This window comes from Herbaspirillum sp. SJZ107 (assembly GCF_006715485.1).
Lineage (GTDB): Bacteria > Pseudomonadota > Gammaproteobacteria > Burkholderiales > Burkholderiaceae_D > Telluria.
In genome coordinates, this window is record NZ_VFNH01000001.1 from 1,176,654 (window position 1) to 1,192,129 (window position 15,476).

A 15,476-nucleotide genomic window follows, 5' to 3' on the forward strand; every position below is an offset into this window, starting at 1 on the left:
GAGTCACTGTAGCCAAAGGCGTTATGGGTCTCCAGCGGCGTGCGACGGGCTGCACGAAATGCGGGACGAACTGCAAAAATGGCGGCCCCGGAAGGCAGGCCGCCCAGCCGTTTTTCCGGTTCCCTCCGCTACATGGCCGGGACAGCGCGAGGGCAGGGGAGAACAGGATGATCGGAGCGGTATTCGAGGTGCTGGCGGCGAGCCGGACGCGCCGGCGGCGGGCGCGCAACCTGCGTGCGGGCGGGCGCGCAAGCACGCGTACGCATGCGGGTGCGGGCATGGCAGCGCCCGCGGTCACGGACGCCGGCGTGCGCACGGCCGGGCTCGGCCTGGCGGCACGGCTCGCCGGCGCGCTGCCGCGCCCGCGCGTGCCGGTACTGCACATGCCGGTCCTGCGCAAGCCGGGTCCGCTGGCCTGGCTGACGCTGGCCGCGCTGCTGCTGGCCGGCGCCGGCGCCTGGGTCATCGCCACCCATGCACGCTGGCTGGCCGCAGCGGGTGTCGACGCCGTCAGCCCGCAGCTGGCCGTGCTGCAGCCGGCCCTGCCCGGTATCGCATTCGAGGTGCCGGACAGTGCCGGCGTGCGGCTCGGCCGGCACGGCGACGCCGCTTTGCTGGTCCTGTCCGGCATGCGCGCCGAGCCGGTCCAGCGCATCGACCTGTGCGCGCAGATGGCCGACCCGGCCAACGGACGCCTGCTGCCGGTACGGATCGGCTGGCCACTGGAGGCATTAGCGGCGCTGCACGCCACGCCGCGCAACCCGCTGCTGGCGAGCGGTCCGATGCCGCGTGTCGAGCTCAAGGGCAGTGCCCTCGGCGGCGTCCCGTTGACGCTGGCATGGAACGGCCACCCGGCTAACTGGATCGGCGATGCCGGCGCAGGCCGGCCGCTGTCGGGCGTACGCGGCGAGACGCCGTTCTACCGCCAGGGCTGGCTGCTGTGGGGTGGCACGGGGGCAATGCGCGTACTGCGCCGCCCCAGCAGCGCCTGCCCGCAAGCCGGCGAGCTGGTGCTGCAGCTGTACCGTCCGGACCCGTCGGCGGCGCCGGCGCGCGCGCTGGTGGCGGCCTTTCCCGCGGCCGGCACGCCGGTCGAGGTGCGGCTGGCGCCGGGCCGCTACGCCGTGCCCGCAAGTGCCCCGGCGCGCATGGAAGACCAGCAGCTGTTCGAGGGCTTGCGCGCACACAGCCTGGTGCGCCTGGGCGCCGATGGCCTGGCCGAGCTGGCGCCGCCCGACCTGGCCGGCTGGCGCGCCGCCGGAGCGACGCCCTGGGACCGCGCCGTGCTCGACACCGAGGGCCGGCGCCTGCTGCAGCACCTGTATGCGCGCGCCGACGGCGCGTTCGTGCGCGAGCAGGTGCGCATCTTTAATAGCGAACGCCGGCTGCTGGCCTGGCGCGTGCGCAGCGCCGAGCTGCAGGCCGCGCCGGCACCGGCATGGCGCATCGAGCTGGGCGGCGTGCCGGCGCCGCTGGCCGCCGACATGCCGGATGCCGGCGCGCGCCTGTTCGCACGCCTGCCGCAGGGCTGGGCGCCGTGGCAGCGCGTCGGCGCCTGGCCGTCCGGCAGCAATGCGCGCCTGCGCCTGACGCTGCCGGCGGCAGCGCGCGCCGGCGATGCGATCCGGGTGATGCTGGCCGGGCGCCTGCTCGGCGTGCAGGGTGGGCGGCTGGCGGCGCCGCCGCTGCCGGCCTGCAGCGGGCGCGCCTGCCGCAGCCCCGATCAGGTGCAAGTGCTCGACCTCCAGCTCGTGCCGGGCGCGCGCGAACTGGTGCTGGAGGCGGCGCCGCTCGGCATGGACGCGCTGGCCACGCCCGGCGATGCGCGCTACCGCCACCTGGGCGTGCGCGACGGCGCGCTGGCCTGGCAAGCCTTGCCGGCGGCGGCGCACGCATCCGGCCCGGCCCCGGCCTCGGCCGAGGTGCGGATCAGCGACCGCAACGGCGCGGCGCTGTGGCAGGACGGCGCCCCGACCGAGGCCGCGCGCGCCGCCGGCCTGGCCACGCTGCTGGGCGTGCGCGCCGACCAGGCCTCCGGCGTGGCCGGCATGCTCGGCCGCCTGCCCGGCGCCGGCCGCCACGACGCGCGCCTCAGTATCGACCTCGGCCTGCAGGGTGCGGCCCAGGCCGCGCTGGACTGCATCGGCATGCGCCGCGGCCAATGGCTGGACGGCCGCTGCAGCGGCGCAGGCGCGGCGCCGGAAGGCCGCCAGGCGGGGCTGGTGGTGCTCGACACCGAGACCGGCGAGGTGCTGGCCGCGGCCGGCAGCGGCAGCGGCCAGGTCGACGCCGCCAACTGGAGCGAGGCGCGCGCCTTCGAGCGCCTCGACCCGGCCGCCAGCCCGCTGCGCCTGCCGGCCTTCCAGCACGACGGCGGCGCCGAGCGCAGTCCCGGCTCGACCTTCAAGATCGTCAGCGCGCTCGGGCTGGAACTGGCGGCGCAGACCGAGCCCGGCCTCGACGCGCTGCTGAACGGCATGCCGCTGGCCGGCATCAACGCCTATGCGGCGGCGCGCGGCTGGGATTTCCGCACCGGGGCGCCGAGCTATCCGGCGGACGGCCGCGCGCGCATCACGAATTTCCGCGACCAGGGGCTGGACCGGCACGCCCAGGACGGCCGCCTCGGCCTGGCACAGGCGCTGACCTACAGCCTGAACACCTGGTTCGCCTGGACCGGCGAGCTGTCCGACCGCGCCGCCGGCCTCACCGACCTGCAGCCGCTGGCGGCCGACGGCCTGGACCGGGTGCGGCCGATCGTCGCCATGGCGCACCGGCTCGGCTTCGGCCAGGCGCTGCGCCTCGACGGCGGCCTGCTGCCGGCCGGGTATCCGTGGTCGGCCTGGGACGCGCTGCAGGCGACACCGGCCGCGATCGACCCGGTCCACACCCGCCACGAACTGCGCCAGATGGTGATCGGGCTGCGCATGCAGGCCACGCCGCTGCAGATGGCGCTGGCGGCGGGCGCGGTCGGGCAGGGCGGCGCGATTGCACCGCGTTTGCTGGTGGGGCTGGACGGCAGGGGGGCGCAGACGCTGCCGCTGCAACCGCTGGGCGTGCGCCTGGACCGCATCCGCGCCGGCATGAAGGGCGTGGTCGATGCCGGCACCGCGGCCGGCGCCTTCCGCGGCCCCGAGCTGGCCGGGGTGCGGCGTGGCCTGTCCGGCAAGACCGGCACGGCCCCGGTCGGCGACGGCGAGCGCGCCACGGTATGGTTCACCGGCTGGCTCGAGCCGGGGAGCGTCCCTGGCCAGGCGCACCGGCGGGCCATTGCGGTGTTCGTCAGCCGCTCGGAAGCGACCGGCGGCGAGCATGCAGCGCCGGTGGCGGCGGCCGTGCTGCGCCATCTCGCGGCCAGCACGCCACAGTATGCGTCGAAAGCCCGAAAAGAGGGGTAAATAAACCTCACCAGCGCGCCTTGCTAGTGTGTTTGTATGGCATTATTTGCTACGGCCAGGCATTGCCCGGCCGTCCACACGTCGAAAGGGAAGTATGCGTTTGCCGGGCACCCGGTACCAGGAACCGGGTTGGGAAGAAGTGCGCAAGCTGCTGGGGCAGTGCTCGCTGGCGCTGCTGCGCGCCGCGAGGCTGACGCTCGGGCTGGACGACTACGTCGACGGCATGGCGCGCCAGCTGCGCGCACAGCGCCGCAGTGCGCGCGCCCAGGCGTCCGGCAACAGCTATGGCGACAGCGTGCTCGAACTGGCGCTGGCGCTGGTCTACGAGCTGCGTGCCCGCGCGGCCGACTGGGACGCCCTGTGCGCGGCGCTGGCGGCCGAGGGTGACGGCATCGCCGACGCCCTGCTGCGCAAGAAGGCCAACGACATGTATGCGCTGCTGCGCGACAAGGTCGACGCCGACAATTACCAGGCCGCCTGCGGGCGTCCATGCAGCCCGAACCGGATCTACGCCTACCGCATGCTGGACACCGCCTACGGCGAAATCGCGCGCCTGTTCGCGGGCTGGGAACAGCACCGGGCCCAGGTCGGTGCCATCCTCGGGCGCGCCATCGACGGCGGCGTGCCGATCGAGGTGCGCCAGCTGCGCGCGATCGGCGACTGCCGGCCCGAATGGCTGTTGCGCTGGAGCGAGACGCTGGAACGCTATACCGGCACGATCGGCCCGCTGCACACGCGCTCGAAGCGCTTCGCCAGCCTGAAGACCAGTCCCGACAAGATCGGCGCCATGCTGCGCGAGATCGGCGAATACGAAGCCCTGTCGGCCAACCGCGACCACGACTGGCTGCAGGACCTGGACGACGCCTCGGTCTGGATGGAAGATTACTGGCGCGTGCTGCAGGCTGCCGGCGACGCCACCCCGGGGCCGGACCGCATCCTGGAAGCGCGCGAGGACGAGTTCGCGCCGGCGGACGATGAACAGGCTGCGCCGGCGCCGGACGATTTGCCCGACGCGGCGGCCGACGCGGGCCGGCAGGCGCGCCTGGAAACGATTGCCGCCACGGTTTCCCTGCCCCCCGGCTACATGCTGGCGGCGGCCCGTGCCGAGGACCGGCAGAGCTGGGCCGCGCGCACCATGGCCGGCGACGGCCTGGCGGTGCGGCTGGCGGTGTATGCGCGCCTGCTCGGGCCGGACGACGACAGCTTTCCGGACGCCTGGCGCGATCCGGCCAGCGGCGAACTGCCGACCATGCAGCAGCTGGCGGCGCTGGCCGAGGTATCGCTGCCGACGCTGCGCAAGCGGCGCGACGCGGCCATCGCGCGGCTGCAGGCTGCGACCCTATTGAAAGGCGGATGACGATGATGAAGGCGAAACAGATGGAGCGGCGCTTGCAGGAACAGGCGCTGCTCGGACGGCGAATCGACGGCGACCGCCTGGTGCTGGACGACGCCACCCTGCTGGCGGCGCTGGACGGCAGCCGGCCGCTGCGCGCGGCCGAGCGCGAGGCGCTGCAGGCCTCGCCGCTGACGGCGCGGCGCTTGCGCCAGCTCGCGCTCGAGCGCCGCGCCGGCGCCGGATCGAGCACCGTCACCGCCTGGCGCGGCAGCCGCGGCATGCTGCGCGCGGCCAGCAGCGGCGGCGCACCAAGCCCGATCCGCACCGACGACGGCTGCTGGACCCTGCATTTCATCGAATCGGCGGACGGCTGGCGTACCATTCTGCAATTGGCGCCGGATGCGCCGTTCGCCGCCGCGCTGCTGGCCGCGCGCGCGCCCTTGCAGGTGCGCGACGGCCTCGGGCGCATCCTGCTCGAAGGCCGGCTCGACGCCGACGGCGAATGCGAGGCGCCGTGGCCCTTGGCGGCGGCGCCGGCCACGCACCTGCAGGCGCACGGCGCCGCATTCACGGTAACGCCTCTCACGGAGACTTCATCATGTTAGGCCTGTTCAAGCGCGCGACCCCGGTCGCCGATGCCTGCGAGCTGGGCAGCAGCGCGGTGGCGCTGCCGGTGCGCAGCGGCTGCAACGTGCCGCCGCAGTTTCCGGTGGTGGTGGTCGACGCCCGCGGCAGCACGCGCCGTGCCGGCGCCGCCGCCGCCAAGCGCATCGAACTGCGCGACGGCGAGCTGGCCTATGCCTTCCATCCGGGGCCGTACACGGTCGACCTGCTGCCGTTTGCCGGCGCCCCCGAGATCGGCCTGCGCACCCGCTTCGCCATTGCCGCCGATGCGCAAGCCACCCACCAGCGCTTCGACCTGTACCTGGCCAGCGAAGTCTCGGGGCGGCTCGGGCTGGATGCGCTGGTGGCCGCGATGGAGGGCGCACTGCAGCGCGAACTGCAGGACGGCGGCCTCGCGCTGCCGCCGTGCACCACCATCGACGAGTGGAACGCCTTCCGCCTCGGCCTCAACCAGCTGCTCTACATGCGTTTCGGCGTGACCGTCGACGATTGCGTGCCGGCCGACCTGGGCGGCAGCCGCGATTATGCGGCGCTGCTGGCGGCACGTGCGGCGGGCGGCGCGGCCACGCTGGCGCCCAAGGCGGCGCCGGCGGTACCGGCTGCGGCGGCCGACGCCATCGCCGAACCTGCCATTGCCGACGCCAGGGCGCTGCGCCGCCTGTTCCTCGAGCTGCCCTGCCTGATGTGCGGGCTGCGCCTGGCCGCGCTGCCGGCCAGTCCCGAGCAGTTCCGCCAGCAGCAGGCCATGCTGCAGCGGCTCGACCTGCTGTGCGTCGGCGTCAACGCCATGCCGGCGCTGGCCATGGCGGCGCCGGGGCAGGCACTCGGCGCGGCCGAACAGCAGCGCCGCGCACGCCATAGCCGCCGCGCCACGGTGTCGCTGGACGAAGCCTGGGCACTGCTGGCGCGCCTGAAAAACGCCACGCCGGCGCTGCTGGCGCCGCTGTACGACGAGGCCGAGCGTATCGTCGCCAACCTCGAAGCCGACTGCGAGGGCCGCCGCCGCACTCAGGGCAGTGCGAACGAAAGCGAGACGGCATGAGCGGCCTGCCCACCAGCGCCGAGTGCCGCAGCCTGCTGCCGGACGGCAGCGTGCTGACGGTCAGCGCCACGCGCCGGCCGCGCGCCGGCCGCGCCGACGTCAAGTGCAGCGCCCCCGGCGACGCCCGCCTGGCCGAACGCATGCAGGAAGTGGTGCGCCTGGCGCGCCACACCGAAAGCCGTTTCGACAGCCGTGACCAGGTCGTGATCGGCATCGACCGCGCGCCCGCTGCCGGTGAGCGCGACTGGGAACTGGCGGTGGTGCTGGCCGACCGCATGGTGCGCGGCGTGTGGATGGCGCGGGGGGCGGTGCTGGCCAACGGCTGGTCGGATGCCTGGCACCTCGGGCGGGTCGACGGCCATGCGGCCGCCGTGCCCGCCGACACATTGCCGGCGGCGCTGCTGGGCGGCCCCGGCGGCCTGGTCCACCTGGGTCAGCTGTCCGGCCATCCGGACCCTGCCGCGGCGGTGTCCACGGCGCGTGCCTGGTTTCCGCTGCACGCCGGCGGCGCGGCCGACAGCCTGTGCTGGGTCGAGGTCGGCGTCTATCCGGTACAGGGCGCATCGGAAGCAATCGACGACGAACAGACCATCGCCGTGCCCGGCCAGGATGCGGCGCGCCAGCTGGCCGTGCGCCAGGCGCTGGCCGCGGCGCGCCACTTCGACGCCGGCCATCGCCCCGGCCAGGGCGGCGGCGTCCGCTGGCGCACCACGGTGCGCTTCGGCCAGCCGCATTTCCAGGGCCGCTCGTTCGAGCTGGCGCTGGTGCTGGCCGACCGCATCGCGCGCGGCCGCGAGTTTTTGCCGCGCGGGCGCCTGATCGCAAGCGGGCAGTCGGACGCCTGGCATGCCGGCCGCGTCGACACGGTCGAGGGCATCGCGCCGAAATGCGCGCTGCTGCTGCGCGAAGCGGCGCCCGGCGACCGCATCCTGCTGCCGCAGGCCTGGCAGGCGGCGCTGCCGGACGGTTTCGCGCAGCAGTTGCGCGCCCTCGGCGCCAGCATGGCCTGTGTCGAACGCATCGGTATCATCTAGGGTCGCTGCGCACGCTTGTTGCATGAAAACAGGATCGGGCCGCCGCTGCTACAATCGCGCGGCATGAAAGCAGGGCACAGTTTCAGTAACACGGGAGACCATATGTTCAATCTGTTCGCGGGCAATGCGGCGCCCTTGCGCAAGTCGCCGGTCCTGGTCGACAACCGCTGGATGCCGGAGGCGGACGATCTGGCCGTGTTCTTCGGCGTGGATGCCTTGTCGGGGATTTTCGTGAAGACCCTGCGCGTGCCGGCCACCGCGCGCGCCTACATCCTGCAGGGCGGGCAAGCCACCGAAGTGCCGCAGGGCGAGTACGAGATCGAGGGTTTCTTCACGCGCCTGAACCACCTGCTGCGCGACCAGCACGCCGAGATCCTGGTCACGCGCAGCAGCGCGATGGCGCTCGATTTTGCGCTCGACGGCCTGGTCACGGCCGAACAGCTGGAAGTGGCGGCGCGCCTGGCGCTGTCGGTCCGCATCGAGAACGTGCCGGCGTTCGCGCGCCATTTCATGACCATGCCCGGCACGATCGGGGCCGCCCAGCTGCGCGAACTGCTGCAGCCGCCGGTGCGCCAGCTCGCCGGCGAATTCGTGGCGGCGCGCTCGCTGCGCGACATGGCCGGCATGGCTCGCCTGCGCGAGGAACTCGACCAGCACCTGCAGGGCGGTATCGCCATGCTGCTGGCCCAGTACGGGCTGGCGGTGGTGCGGGTCGACACTTTGGCACTGCGCCACGATAAATTCGACGCCAACCGTGCCCGCATCGGCAGCCTGTGGCTGGCGGCCGACGAGCGCCACGTCGAGGTCGCGCATGCCAAGCAGCTCGACGATCTGTATTCCGAAGAAGAATGGCGCCGCATCCGCCGCCGCGAACAGGAGGCGCGCCTGGCCTACCGGCGCGCCGAGCTGGCCCAGGACGGCAGCCTGGAACGCGCCGAACTCTCGCTGAAAAACGCCGAACGCGCGCACGCGATCCGCGCGCGCGAGATCGAGCTGTATGGCCGCATCGTCGAGTCGCGCACGCGCAAGCAGGCGATCGAGCGCGGCGCCGTCGACGCGGTCAAGGAACTCGAGCACGAGCTGGCCGCCAAGCGCGGCGCGCGCCTGGACGAAGCCGGGCAGTGGGAACACCTGCGCGAGCTGGCCGCGATCCGCATGCGCACCGAGCTCGAAGTGGCGCGCCAGGACGCGGCGGAGGCACGCACCGTGGCGCAGCAGCGCTTCACCCACCGGTTGCTGCAGCAGCAGATCCGCAACAAGGTCGAGCAGGCGCAGGGCATCGAGGATGCGGCCCGCCGCCGCGCCGAGCTGGCGCGCCTGCAGGCCGCCGAGCAGGCCGCCGCCCGCCGCGCCCAGGACATCGACGACGAGGAGCACGCATCCCAGTTCCGGCTGGTGCAATTGGCCAACCGTGCGCGCGTGCGCGAAGCCGAGCGCGTGCTGGAATGGGAAGAGGCCCAGTTCGGCACGCGCCTTCGCGGCGCCGAGCGCGGCGAGTCGGTCGAGGCCGAGGACGTGCGCCAGCGCATCGAGTCGCTGCGCCGCGCCGGCGGCCAGGCCGAGGCGCTGGCCCAGCACGAAAAGCTGCTGCGCACGATCGAAGCCGATGCGCTGCAGCTGCGCCGCCAGCAGGAAGTGCGCAACGCCGGGCGCGAAGCCGAATGGCAGCACGAACTGCGGCGCATGGCCCAGGAGGCCGAACGCGCGGCGGCGCTCGGCGCGATGGACGACACCGCCAAGCTGGCACTGGCCGACCCGGCCAACGCGGCGCTGCTGGCCGACGTGATGAAGACACGGGTGCATGCCGGCATGAGTCCCGAGCAGCTGGCGGCGCTGGCCGGCATGGTCGGCGCCGCGCATGCAGGCGGCGTGGAGGCCCTGCGCCTGGCACAGCAGCAGGTCGAGGACGAGCGCGTGCGGCGCGAGCGCGAAGTCGACAAGGACCGCCGCCACCAGCTCGACCTGCTGGCACTGCAGAACGACGTCAACAAGGCGGCGCTGGCGTCGCAGGCGCAGCTCGGCACCGCCCTGGCCGGTACCGGAAAGGGGGACCCGGCGTCCGCATGCACGCACGCGCACGCGGGCGCCGGCGACCGCTTCTGCGGCGCCTGCGGCGCGCCCCTGCCGGCGCGGGGATGATGCAGACGGCGCTCGACAAGCTGCGCGAACTGCGCGCGCTGCACGAAGACGGCTTGCTGAGCCGCGAGGAGTTCGAGAGCCGCAAGAACGCGATCCTCGACGCCAGTTATGCGCCGCCGGCGGCGCCGTCGGATACGCCCGACGCCGCCGCGCGTCCCGGTACCGAGATCGGCCTGATGGCCGGCCAGGAAGTCGGCCCGTTCGAGCGCCGACACCGGCTCGACCGCCTGATCGCCCACGGCGGCATGGGCCAGGTGTGGGAAGCCACCGACCTCGCCACCGAGGCCGAGCTCGGACACAGCGCCCGGGTCGCGCTGAAGATCCTGCCGCCCCAGCTGACCGAGAACGGCGCCCACGCGCGCCTGCTGATCGAGGAAGCGGCGCGCGCGCGCCAGCTGGCCCACGAACACATCGTGCGCGTGTACGACTGGGCCCAGGACCCGGCCACGTCCAGCTACTTCATCATCATGGAATGCCTGGATGGCGAAGACTTCGACAGCCTGCTGGCGCGCGAAGGCCCGCTCGGCCTGGAACGCACGCTGCAGCTGCTGGCGCCGGCCGCGGAAGCCCTCGATCACGCCTGGGAGCGGCACCGCCTGGTCCACCGCGACATCAAGCCGGCCAACCTGTTCCTGACCCGCCGCAGCGACGTCAAGCTGCTCGATTTCGGCATCGCGGCCAGCGCCCGCGGGGGCGGCGATGCCGGCGGCGCGGGCGTGGAAGCGCCGCCCAGTTCCGGCACCGCCGGCTACCGCGCGCCGGAAGCCGGGCGCGACGCCGCTGCGCCGGCCCCTGCGCTGGACGTGTATGCGGTGGCGGTGCTGGTCTACCGGATGGTGGCCGGACGCCTGCCGTTCGGTCTGCTGCGCGATCCGCTGCAGCAGCCGGCGCGCCCGGCGGCGCTGAACGAGGCGCAGTGGGACCTGCTGCAGGCCGGTTTCGCGCTCGACCCGGCAGCGCGCCCGGCCAGCGTGCGCCAGCTGCTGGCACGCCTGCAGGGCGCCGCCGGACCCGGGGCCGCCGAGCTGGCCGAGGAGGAAAGGCAGCGCCGCGATGCCGCGCAGCGCCAGGCGGCCGAGGCCGCCCAGGAAGCCGAGCGCAAGGCCCAGCAGGCGGCGCGCGAAGCGGCGATCCGGGCCGCGGCGGTGGCTGCCGCCAGGGCCGCGGTCGAGCGCCAGCGGCGCGAACAGGAAAAGCTGGCGCGCGCGGCGGCCGAGGAAGCGCGCGCGGCACGCAAGGAAACGCTGCGGCGCCAGCTGGCCGAGCGGCGCGAGCTCGAGGCCGAAAAGGCCAGGGCGGCGCAGGAAGAGGCGCAGCGCAAGCAGGCGCAGGCCAGGGCCGCCGCGGTCTACCTGGCCGAGCAGAAGCGGGCGCGCGCCGAAGAGGCGGCGCGGGCACAGGCAAACGCCGGAGCGGCCTCGGCCGCAGCCGAGGCGACCGAGGCGCTTGTCCTGTCACCGGCGCCGACGCCGGCAGCGGCACCCGCCGGCGCGGCTGATGCCACTGTTGCCACTGCCGGCGCGGAAGGCATCCTGCGCGACAGATTCATCGCCATGGAGGGCCACGGCCCGGAACTGGTGGTGCTGCCGACCGGCCGCTTCCAGATGGGCTCACCCGAGCACGAGCGCCAGATCGCGATGGAAGCCGGCTCGCAGAAGGGCTGGCTCGCGCGCGAGCTGCCGCAGCACTGGGTCGGCATCGAGCGCCCGGTGGCGATGGGAAGGTATCCGGTGCTGGTGGAAGAATGGCGCGACTTCGTGCGCGCCACCGGCTGGCGCCCGGGCGGCGACGTCGACTGGAACGCGCCCGGCTTCGACCAGACCGGGCGCCATCCGGTGGTCGGCGTCAACTGGTTTGACGCGCTGCGCTACGTGCAGTGGCTGTCGCAGGCCACCGGCCACAGTTATCGCCTGCCGAGCGAGGCGGAATGGGAATACGCCTGCCGTGCCGGCACCCGCACCGCCTTCAGCTGCGGCGACACGATCAGCCCGGAGCAGGCCAACTACGATGGGAATTTCACCTACAACGGCGGGCCGCGCGGCGCCTACCGGCGCGGGACCACGCCGGCCGGCATGTTCGCCCCGAATGCCTGGGGCCTGCATGACATGCACGGCAACGTGTGGGAATGGGTGCAGGACGTGGTGCACGACAACTACGAAGGCGCGCCGCTGGACGGCAGCGCCTGGGAAACCGGCGGCGACGGCGCGCGCCGCATCCTGCGCGGCGGCTCCTGGCTGTACAACCCGCGCTACCTGCGCTCGGCGCTGCGCAACGGCTTCTCGGCCGTGCTGTCCAACGATATCGTCGGTTTCCGCGTGGTGCGCGAGCTTATCTAGCCCGCGCCTGGCTCCATGCCCGGTTCGACCTTCAGGCCGCCAGCGCCAGGCGGCCGCCGTGCACCGCTGCGCTGCGCGGGGCCGCAGGCGCATGCTCCTGGTCGAGGCGGAAGGTGCCGACCATTTCGGCCAGCGCATGCGCCTGGTCCTGCAGCGAGGCGGTGGCCGCAGCCGCTTCCTCGACCAGGGCTGCGTTCTGCTGGGTGGCCTGGTCCATCTGCACCACGGCCTGGTTGATCTGCTCGATGCCGGCGCTCTGCTCGGCGCCGGCCGCCATGATCTCGGCCATGATGTCGGTCACGCGCGCCACGCTGGCCACGATCTCGTCCATCGTGTTGCCGGCCTGGTCGACCAGCCCGGCGCCGGCGTCGACGTTCGCCACCGACGCCGTGATCAGTTCCTTGATTTCCTTGGCCGCCGCGGCCGAACGGTGCGCCAGGTTGCGCACTTCGCCCGCAACCACCGCGAAGCCGCGGCCCTGTTCGCCGGCGCGGGCAGCTTCCACCGCCGCGTTCAGCGCCAGGATGTTGGTCTGGAACGCGATGCCGTCGATGACCGAGATGATGTCGACGATGCGCTTGGACGAATCGTTGATCGAACCCATGGTCTCGACCACCTGCGACACCAGCTGGCCGCCGCGCACCGCGACTTCCGAGGCCGATACCGCCAGCTGGTTGGCCTGGCGCGCATTGTCGGCGTTGTGGCGCACGGTCGAGGTCAGCTCTTCCAGCGAAGAGGCGGTTTCCTCGAGGCTGCCGGCCTGCTGCTCGGTGCGGTTCGACAGGTTCAGGTTGCCGGCTGCGATCTCGCTGCTGGCAGTGGCGATCGAGGCGCTGCTGTTACGCACGCTGCGCACGGTGCCGGCCAGGTGGCGCTGCATGTCGGCCAGGCCCTGCAGCAGCTTGCCCATTTCGTCGGCCCGGTCGATCGTGACCGGGGTCGACAGGTCGCCCTTGGCCATCGCGTTGAAGTGGACCAGCGCCTGGTCGAGCGGACGCATGATGGCGCGCAGCAGCGATACCGAGGACGCGATGATCAGCAGCGCGCCGAGCACCACGGCGCCGATCGCAAGGTGCATCTGGCGTTCGCCCATGCTGACGCTGCCTTCGAAAGCCGTCTTGGCGGTGGCGATCTGGTAGTCGTCGAGCTTGGTCGAGGCGGTGTTGTAGTCGCCAAAGGTCGCGGTCAGCTTCTTCATGAACAGCGTTTCCAGCGTCGCGGCATCCTGCGCCTGCACCGCGCGGCTCACTGCCTCGATGGTGTCGACATAGGCCTTGCGCTGTTCGGCCAGGGTCTTGACCAGCGCCGCTTCCTCGTCGCTGCGCGGCATGGCCTGGTATTGCTGCCAGGTCTTCTCGGAATCGGCCATGAAGCCCTGCATGCGCGAGATGGTCTTGGCGACGTCGGGCGCATCCGGGTGCAGCACGGCGCGGTCGAGCACGAAGCGGGCGCGCGCCAGCCAGTTCTTGGAATTGTTCAGGGCAATACTGGACAGTAGCTGGTTCGAGTACACCTGTTCGAGCGAGCGCTGGGTCGCGCGCATGCCGTTGATGCCGATCAGGCCAGTCGCCACGATGATCAAGCCGAGCAGGGCCATGGTGGCGATCAGGCGGATACGGAGGGTCAGTTTGGTTGTCATACCGGGAAGCAGTGAATAGGGTAGGGGAACTCTACCGTCCAACTTTCCTTAACTCAACAAAATGGTGCGGATTTGTTGCTCTATGGATACATTGCACCAATAACTGCAAATTAAATAGTCAATGCACGATACATAATGACAACGTCGCGGAAAGTGCCATAATGGGGCGCTCAGGCTTCCCTGTTCATGATCGGACTGCGAGGTGTGACATGCACATTCCCAAGGACATCCAGATTCCCGTCATCGTGTTCGGGCTGCAGGCAGCCCTGCTGGCGGGAGCGGCGCTGGTGTTCCTGATGCTGATCCCGGACTGATCCGGTAAGGCGTCTGGCGGACTCAGGCGTTCAGCAGCGGCGCCGCAATGGTGCGGCGCGGCTCGGCGTGGTGCGCGTCTTCGGGGCGCGGCCGTCCCGTAAAGCGCACGGCGCCGTGGAACCCGGCCAGGCGCTCGAGTATGGTCGCCGGTGTCAGCGGCGTTTCCTGGCCGCTGGCCCGGTCGAAGTGCCAGAATCCGCCGTCGCGGTGGAACAGCAGCGGCATGGCGGCAGCGCGCGGCAATGCCCGCGCAGCGCTGTCTTCGGTACCGGGCGGCGCCGGCGCGCGTTCGGGCGCAAGCAGCATGAAGCACTCGGCGCCGCCGCCGGCATCCACGCGATGCAGCACCAGCGCGTGATCCAGCAGCGCCGTCACCACCAGTGTCACCACGCCGCGGATGCTTGCCGTCAGTTCGATGCGCATCCCGAGCCGCAGCGGCACCGGCTTGTGCTTGCCGGGCCAGACCCCATCCAGCAGCAGGCCGTAGCGCGAGACGTCCTCGATCTCGAAACCGTGGCGCCCGGCACGGACAGTGGCGTGGCGTCCGGACAGCCGGCGCGTCAGGCCGCCGGCGTCGGGACCGTGCTCGCCGTGGTGCTGCAGCAGCAGGTCGGCCTCGGCATGCGCCGTCTCGAAGCGCCCCAGCACGCACTCGTCGAGCGCGAACAGGCGCAGGTGGCGCGGGAAGCCGGCATCCGGCTCGGCCTGCACCAGGCAGGCGCTGGAGGCCGGGCAGGGATGGGCGGACGGCACGGCCGGCAGGCCGATCTCGACCAGGTCCTCGTCCCAGGCCAGCGTCGGCAGCGCCAGGTTGACTTTGCCGCCGCCGTCGCCGCCGCTGAAGGCCGCAAAGTCGAGCTGGGCGATCGAGGCATTGCGCGCCCCGATGTCGATGTCGAGGGTGCCGCCGGCGGCCAGGCCCTGCGCCAGACCCTGCAGGCGCGTGATGGCGCCGTCGTCAGCGTGCATGCGGACGTTCTTGTGGGTCGACAGGAACGTCTGGTGGATGTCGCCGAGCGTGGCGTCCGGGCGCGGCACCAGCAGCACCAGGGTCGCGGCCCAGGCGCGCGCGGCAGCACCGGCAAAGGCTTGCGCATGTACCTCGGCGTCGATCCGGTACTGGCCGTGCTCGCGTCCACGCGAGGAAAACTCGATGAACACCGGTCGCCAGTCGCCACCCGGCCCGCGCCGGAAGGCCATGCGTGTGCCGCTGTCGGCCAGCAGGTCCGATTGCAGCAGCAGCGCCAGTTCGGCCGGCGCATCCGGCGGCATGCCGCGCAGTTCCAGCTTGACGGCATGGCGGCCGCCGGCGGCGCGCGGGTCGTAGCCGCTGACGTGCAGGTGCGGCCGCGGCGCCGGCGCGGCCGCGCGAACGGCATTCGCATTGCCGCGCGCGCTGCGCAGTTCGGGGATCGTGTCGTAACTGGGCGTCTCGAAGGCATCGGTGGCGGCGCCGGCCGTGGGTTCGCCCTGCGGCTGGGCGTGGCCGTGCGCGCACTGCGTCTCGCCGGGCAGGACCCAGTGGGTGCAGTGCGGATGGTCGGGGCTGGCGCAGCGGTTCATGGTGGCGGCGGGCAGTGGCGGCGGGATGTTAGACGATAAACGGACGTGGCTCG

At 72.6% G+C, this 15,476-nt stretch carries 9 protein-coding genes; 7 read left to right on the forward strand and 2 right to left on the reverse strand.

The features are described from left to right. The first annotated feature begins 167 nt into the window (after positions 1 to 167). The 7 genes from FBX97_RS05375 (at position 168) to FBX97_RS05405 (ending at position 11,906) form a co-directional block, all read left to right on the forward strand. Positions 168 to 3,395, forward strand: coding sequence for a penicillin-binding transpeptidase domain-containing protein (locus tag FBX97_RS05375; RefSeq protein WP_141829300.1), 3,228 nt, complete (start codon positions 168 to 170; stop codon positions 3,393 to 3,395). Positions 3,396 to 3,489: 94 nt separating this feature from the next. After that, the gene (locus FBX97_RS05380) at positions 3,490 to 4,752 is read left to right on the forward strand and encodes a hypothetical protein (RefSeq protein WP_141829303.1); all 1,263 of its coding nucleotides are present in this window, start codon (positions 3,490 to 3,492) and stop codon (positions 4,750 to 4,752) included. 2 nt (positions 4,753 to 4,754) lie between these two features. Further along, complete coding sequence (locus tag FBX97_RS05385) at positions 4,755 to 5,336, forward strand: hypothetical protein (protein ID WP_255517306.1); 582 nt, start codon at positions 4,755 to 4,757, stop codon at positions 5,334 to 5,336. Beyond that, on the forward strand, positions 5,330 to 6,397 hold the full coding sequence (locus FBX97_RS05390) for a hypothetical protein (RefSeq protein WP_141829305.1): 1,068 nt from the start codon (positions 5,330 to 5,332) through the stop codon (positions 6,395 to 6,397). The genes FBX97_RS05385 and FBX97_RS05390 overlap by 7 nt, the downstream gene beginning before the upstream one ends. After that, positions 6,394 to 7,431, forward strand: a complete 1,038-nt coding sequence (locus FBX97_RS05395) for a hypothetical protein (RefSeq protein ID WP_141829307.1) — start codon at positions 6,394 to 6,396, stop codon at positions 7,429 to 7,431. Before FBX97_RS05390 ends, FBX97_RS05395 begins: the two co-directional genes overlap by 4 nt. 102 nt (positions 7,432 to 7,533) lie before the next feature. Continuing rightward, complete coding sequence (locus FBX97_RS05400; protein ID WP_141829309.1) at positions 7,534 to 9,570, forward strand: hypothetical protein; 2,037 nt, start codon at positions 7,534 to 7,536, stop codon at positions 9,568 to 9,570. Continuing rightward, positions 9,495 to 11,906, forward strand: coding sequence for a bifunctional serine/threonine-protein kinase/formylglycine-generating enzyme family protein (locus tag FBX97_RS05405; RefSeq protein WP_370457157.1), 2,412 nt, complete (start codon positions 9,495 to 9,497; stop codon positions 11,904 to 11,906). The genes FBX97_RS05400 and FBX97_RS05405 overlap by 76 nt, the downstream gene beginning before the upstream one ends. Positions 11,907 to 11,937: 31 nt before the next feature. Here the strand turns inward: FBX97_RS05405 and FBX97_RS30345 are convergent, their stop codons facing one another. After that, positions 11,938 to 13,545, reverse strand: a complete 1,608-nt coding sequence (locus FBX97_RS30345; RefSeq protein WP_141829310.1) for a methyl-accepting chemotaxis protein — start codon at positions 13,543 to 13,545, stop codon at positions 11,938 to 11,940. Positions 13,546 to 13,881: 336 nt separating this feature from the next. Continuing rightward, positions 13,882 to 15,423 carry an FHA domain-containing protein gene (locus FBX97_RS05415; RefSeq protein ID WP_141829312.1) on the reverse strand — a complete coding sequence of 514 codons (1,542 nt, stop codon included), beginning with the start codon at positions 15,421 to 15,423 and terminating at the stop codon, positions 13,882 to 13,884. Positions 15,424 to 15,476: the final 53 nt, after the last annotated feature.

Bases quoted from the DNA above. Each gene is read 5' to 3' on its own strand.
- FBX97_RS05375 (WP_141829300.1), top strand. From the start codon at position 168: ATGATCGGAGCGGTATTCGAGGTGCTGGCGGCGAGCCGGACGCGCCGG.
- FBX97_RS05380 (WP_141829303.1), top strand. From the start codon at position 3,490: ATGCGTTTGCCGGGCACCCGGTACCAGGAACCGGGTTGGGAAGAAGTG.
- FBX97_RS05385 (WP_255517306.1), top strand. From the start codon at position 4,755: ATGATGAAGGCGAAACAGATGGAGCGGCGCTTGCAGGAACAGGCGCTG.
- FBX97_RS05390 (WP_141829305.1), top strand. From the start codon at position 5,330: ATGTTAGGCCTGTTCAAGCGCGCGACCCCGGTCGCCGATGCCTGCGAG.
- FBX97_RS05395 (WP_141829307.1), top strand. From the start codon at position 6,394: ATGAGCGGCCTGCCCACCAGCGCCGAGTGCCGCAGCCTGCTGCCGGAC.
- FBX97_RS05400 (WP_141829309.1), top strand. From the start codon at position 7,534: ATGTTCAATCTGTTCGCGGGCAATGCGGCGCCCTTGCGCAAGTCGCCG.
- FBX97_RS05405 (WP_370457157.1), top strand. From the start codon at position 9,495: ATGCACGCACGCGCACGCGGGCGCCGGCGACCGCTTCTGCGGCGCCTG.
- FBX97_RS30345 (WP_141829310.1), bottom strand. From the start codon at position 13,545: ATGACAACCAAACTGACCCTCCGTATCCGCCTGATCGCCACCATGGCC.
- FBX97_RS05415 (WP_141829312.1), bottom strand. From the start codon at position 15,423: ATGAACCGCTGCGCCAGCCCCGACCATCCGCACTGCACCCACTGGGTC.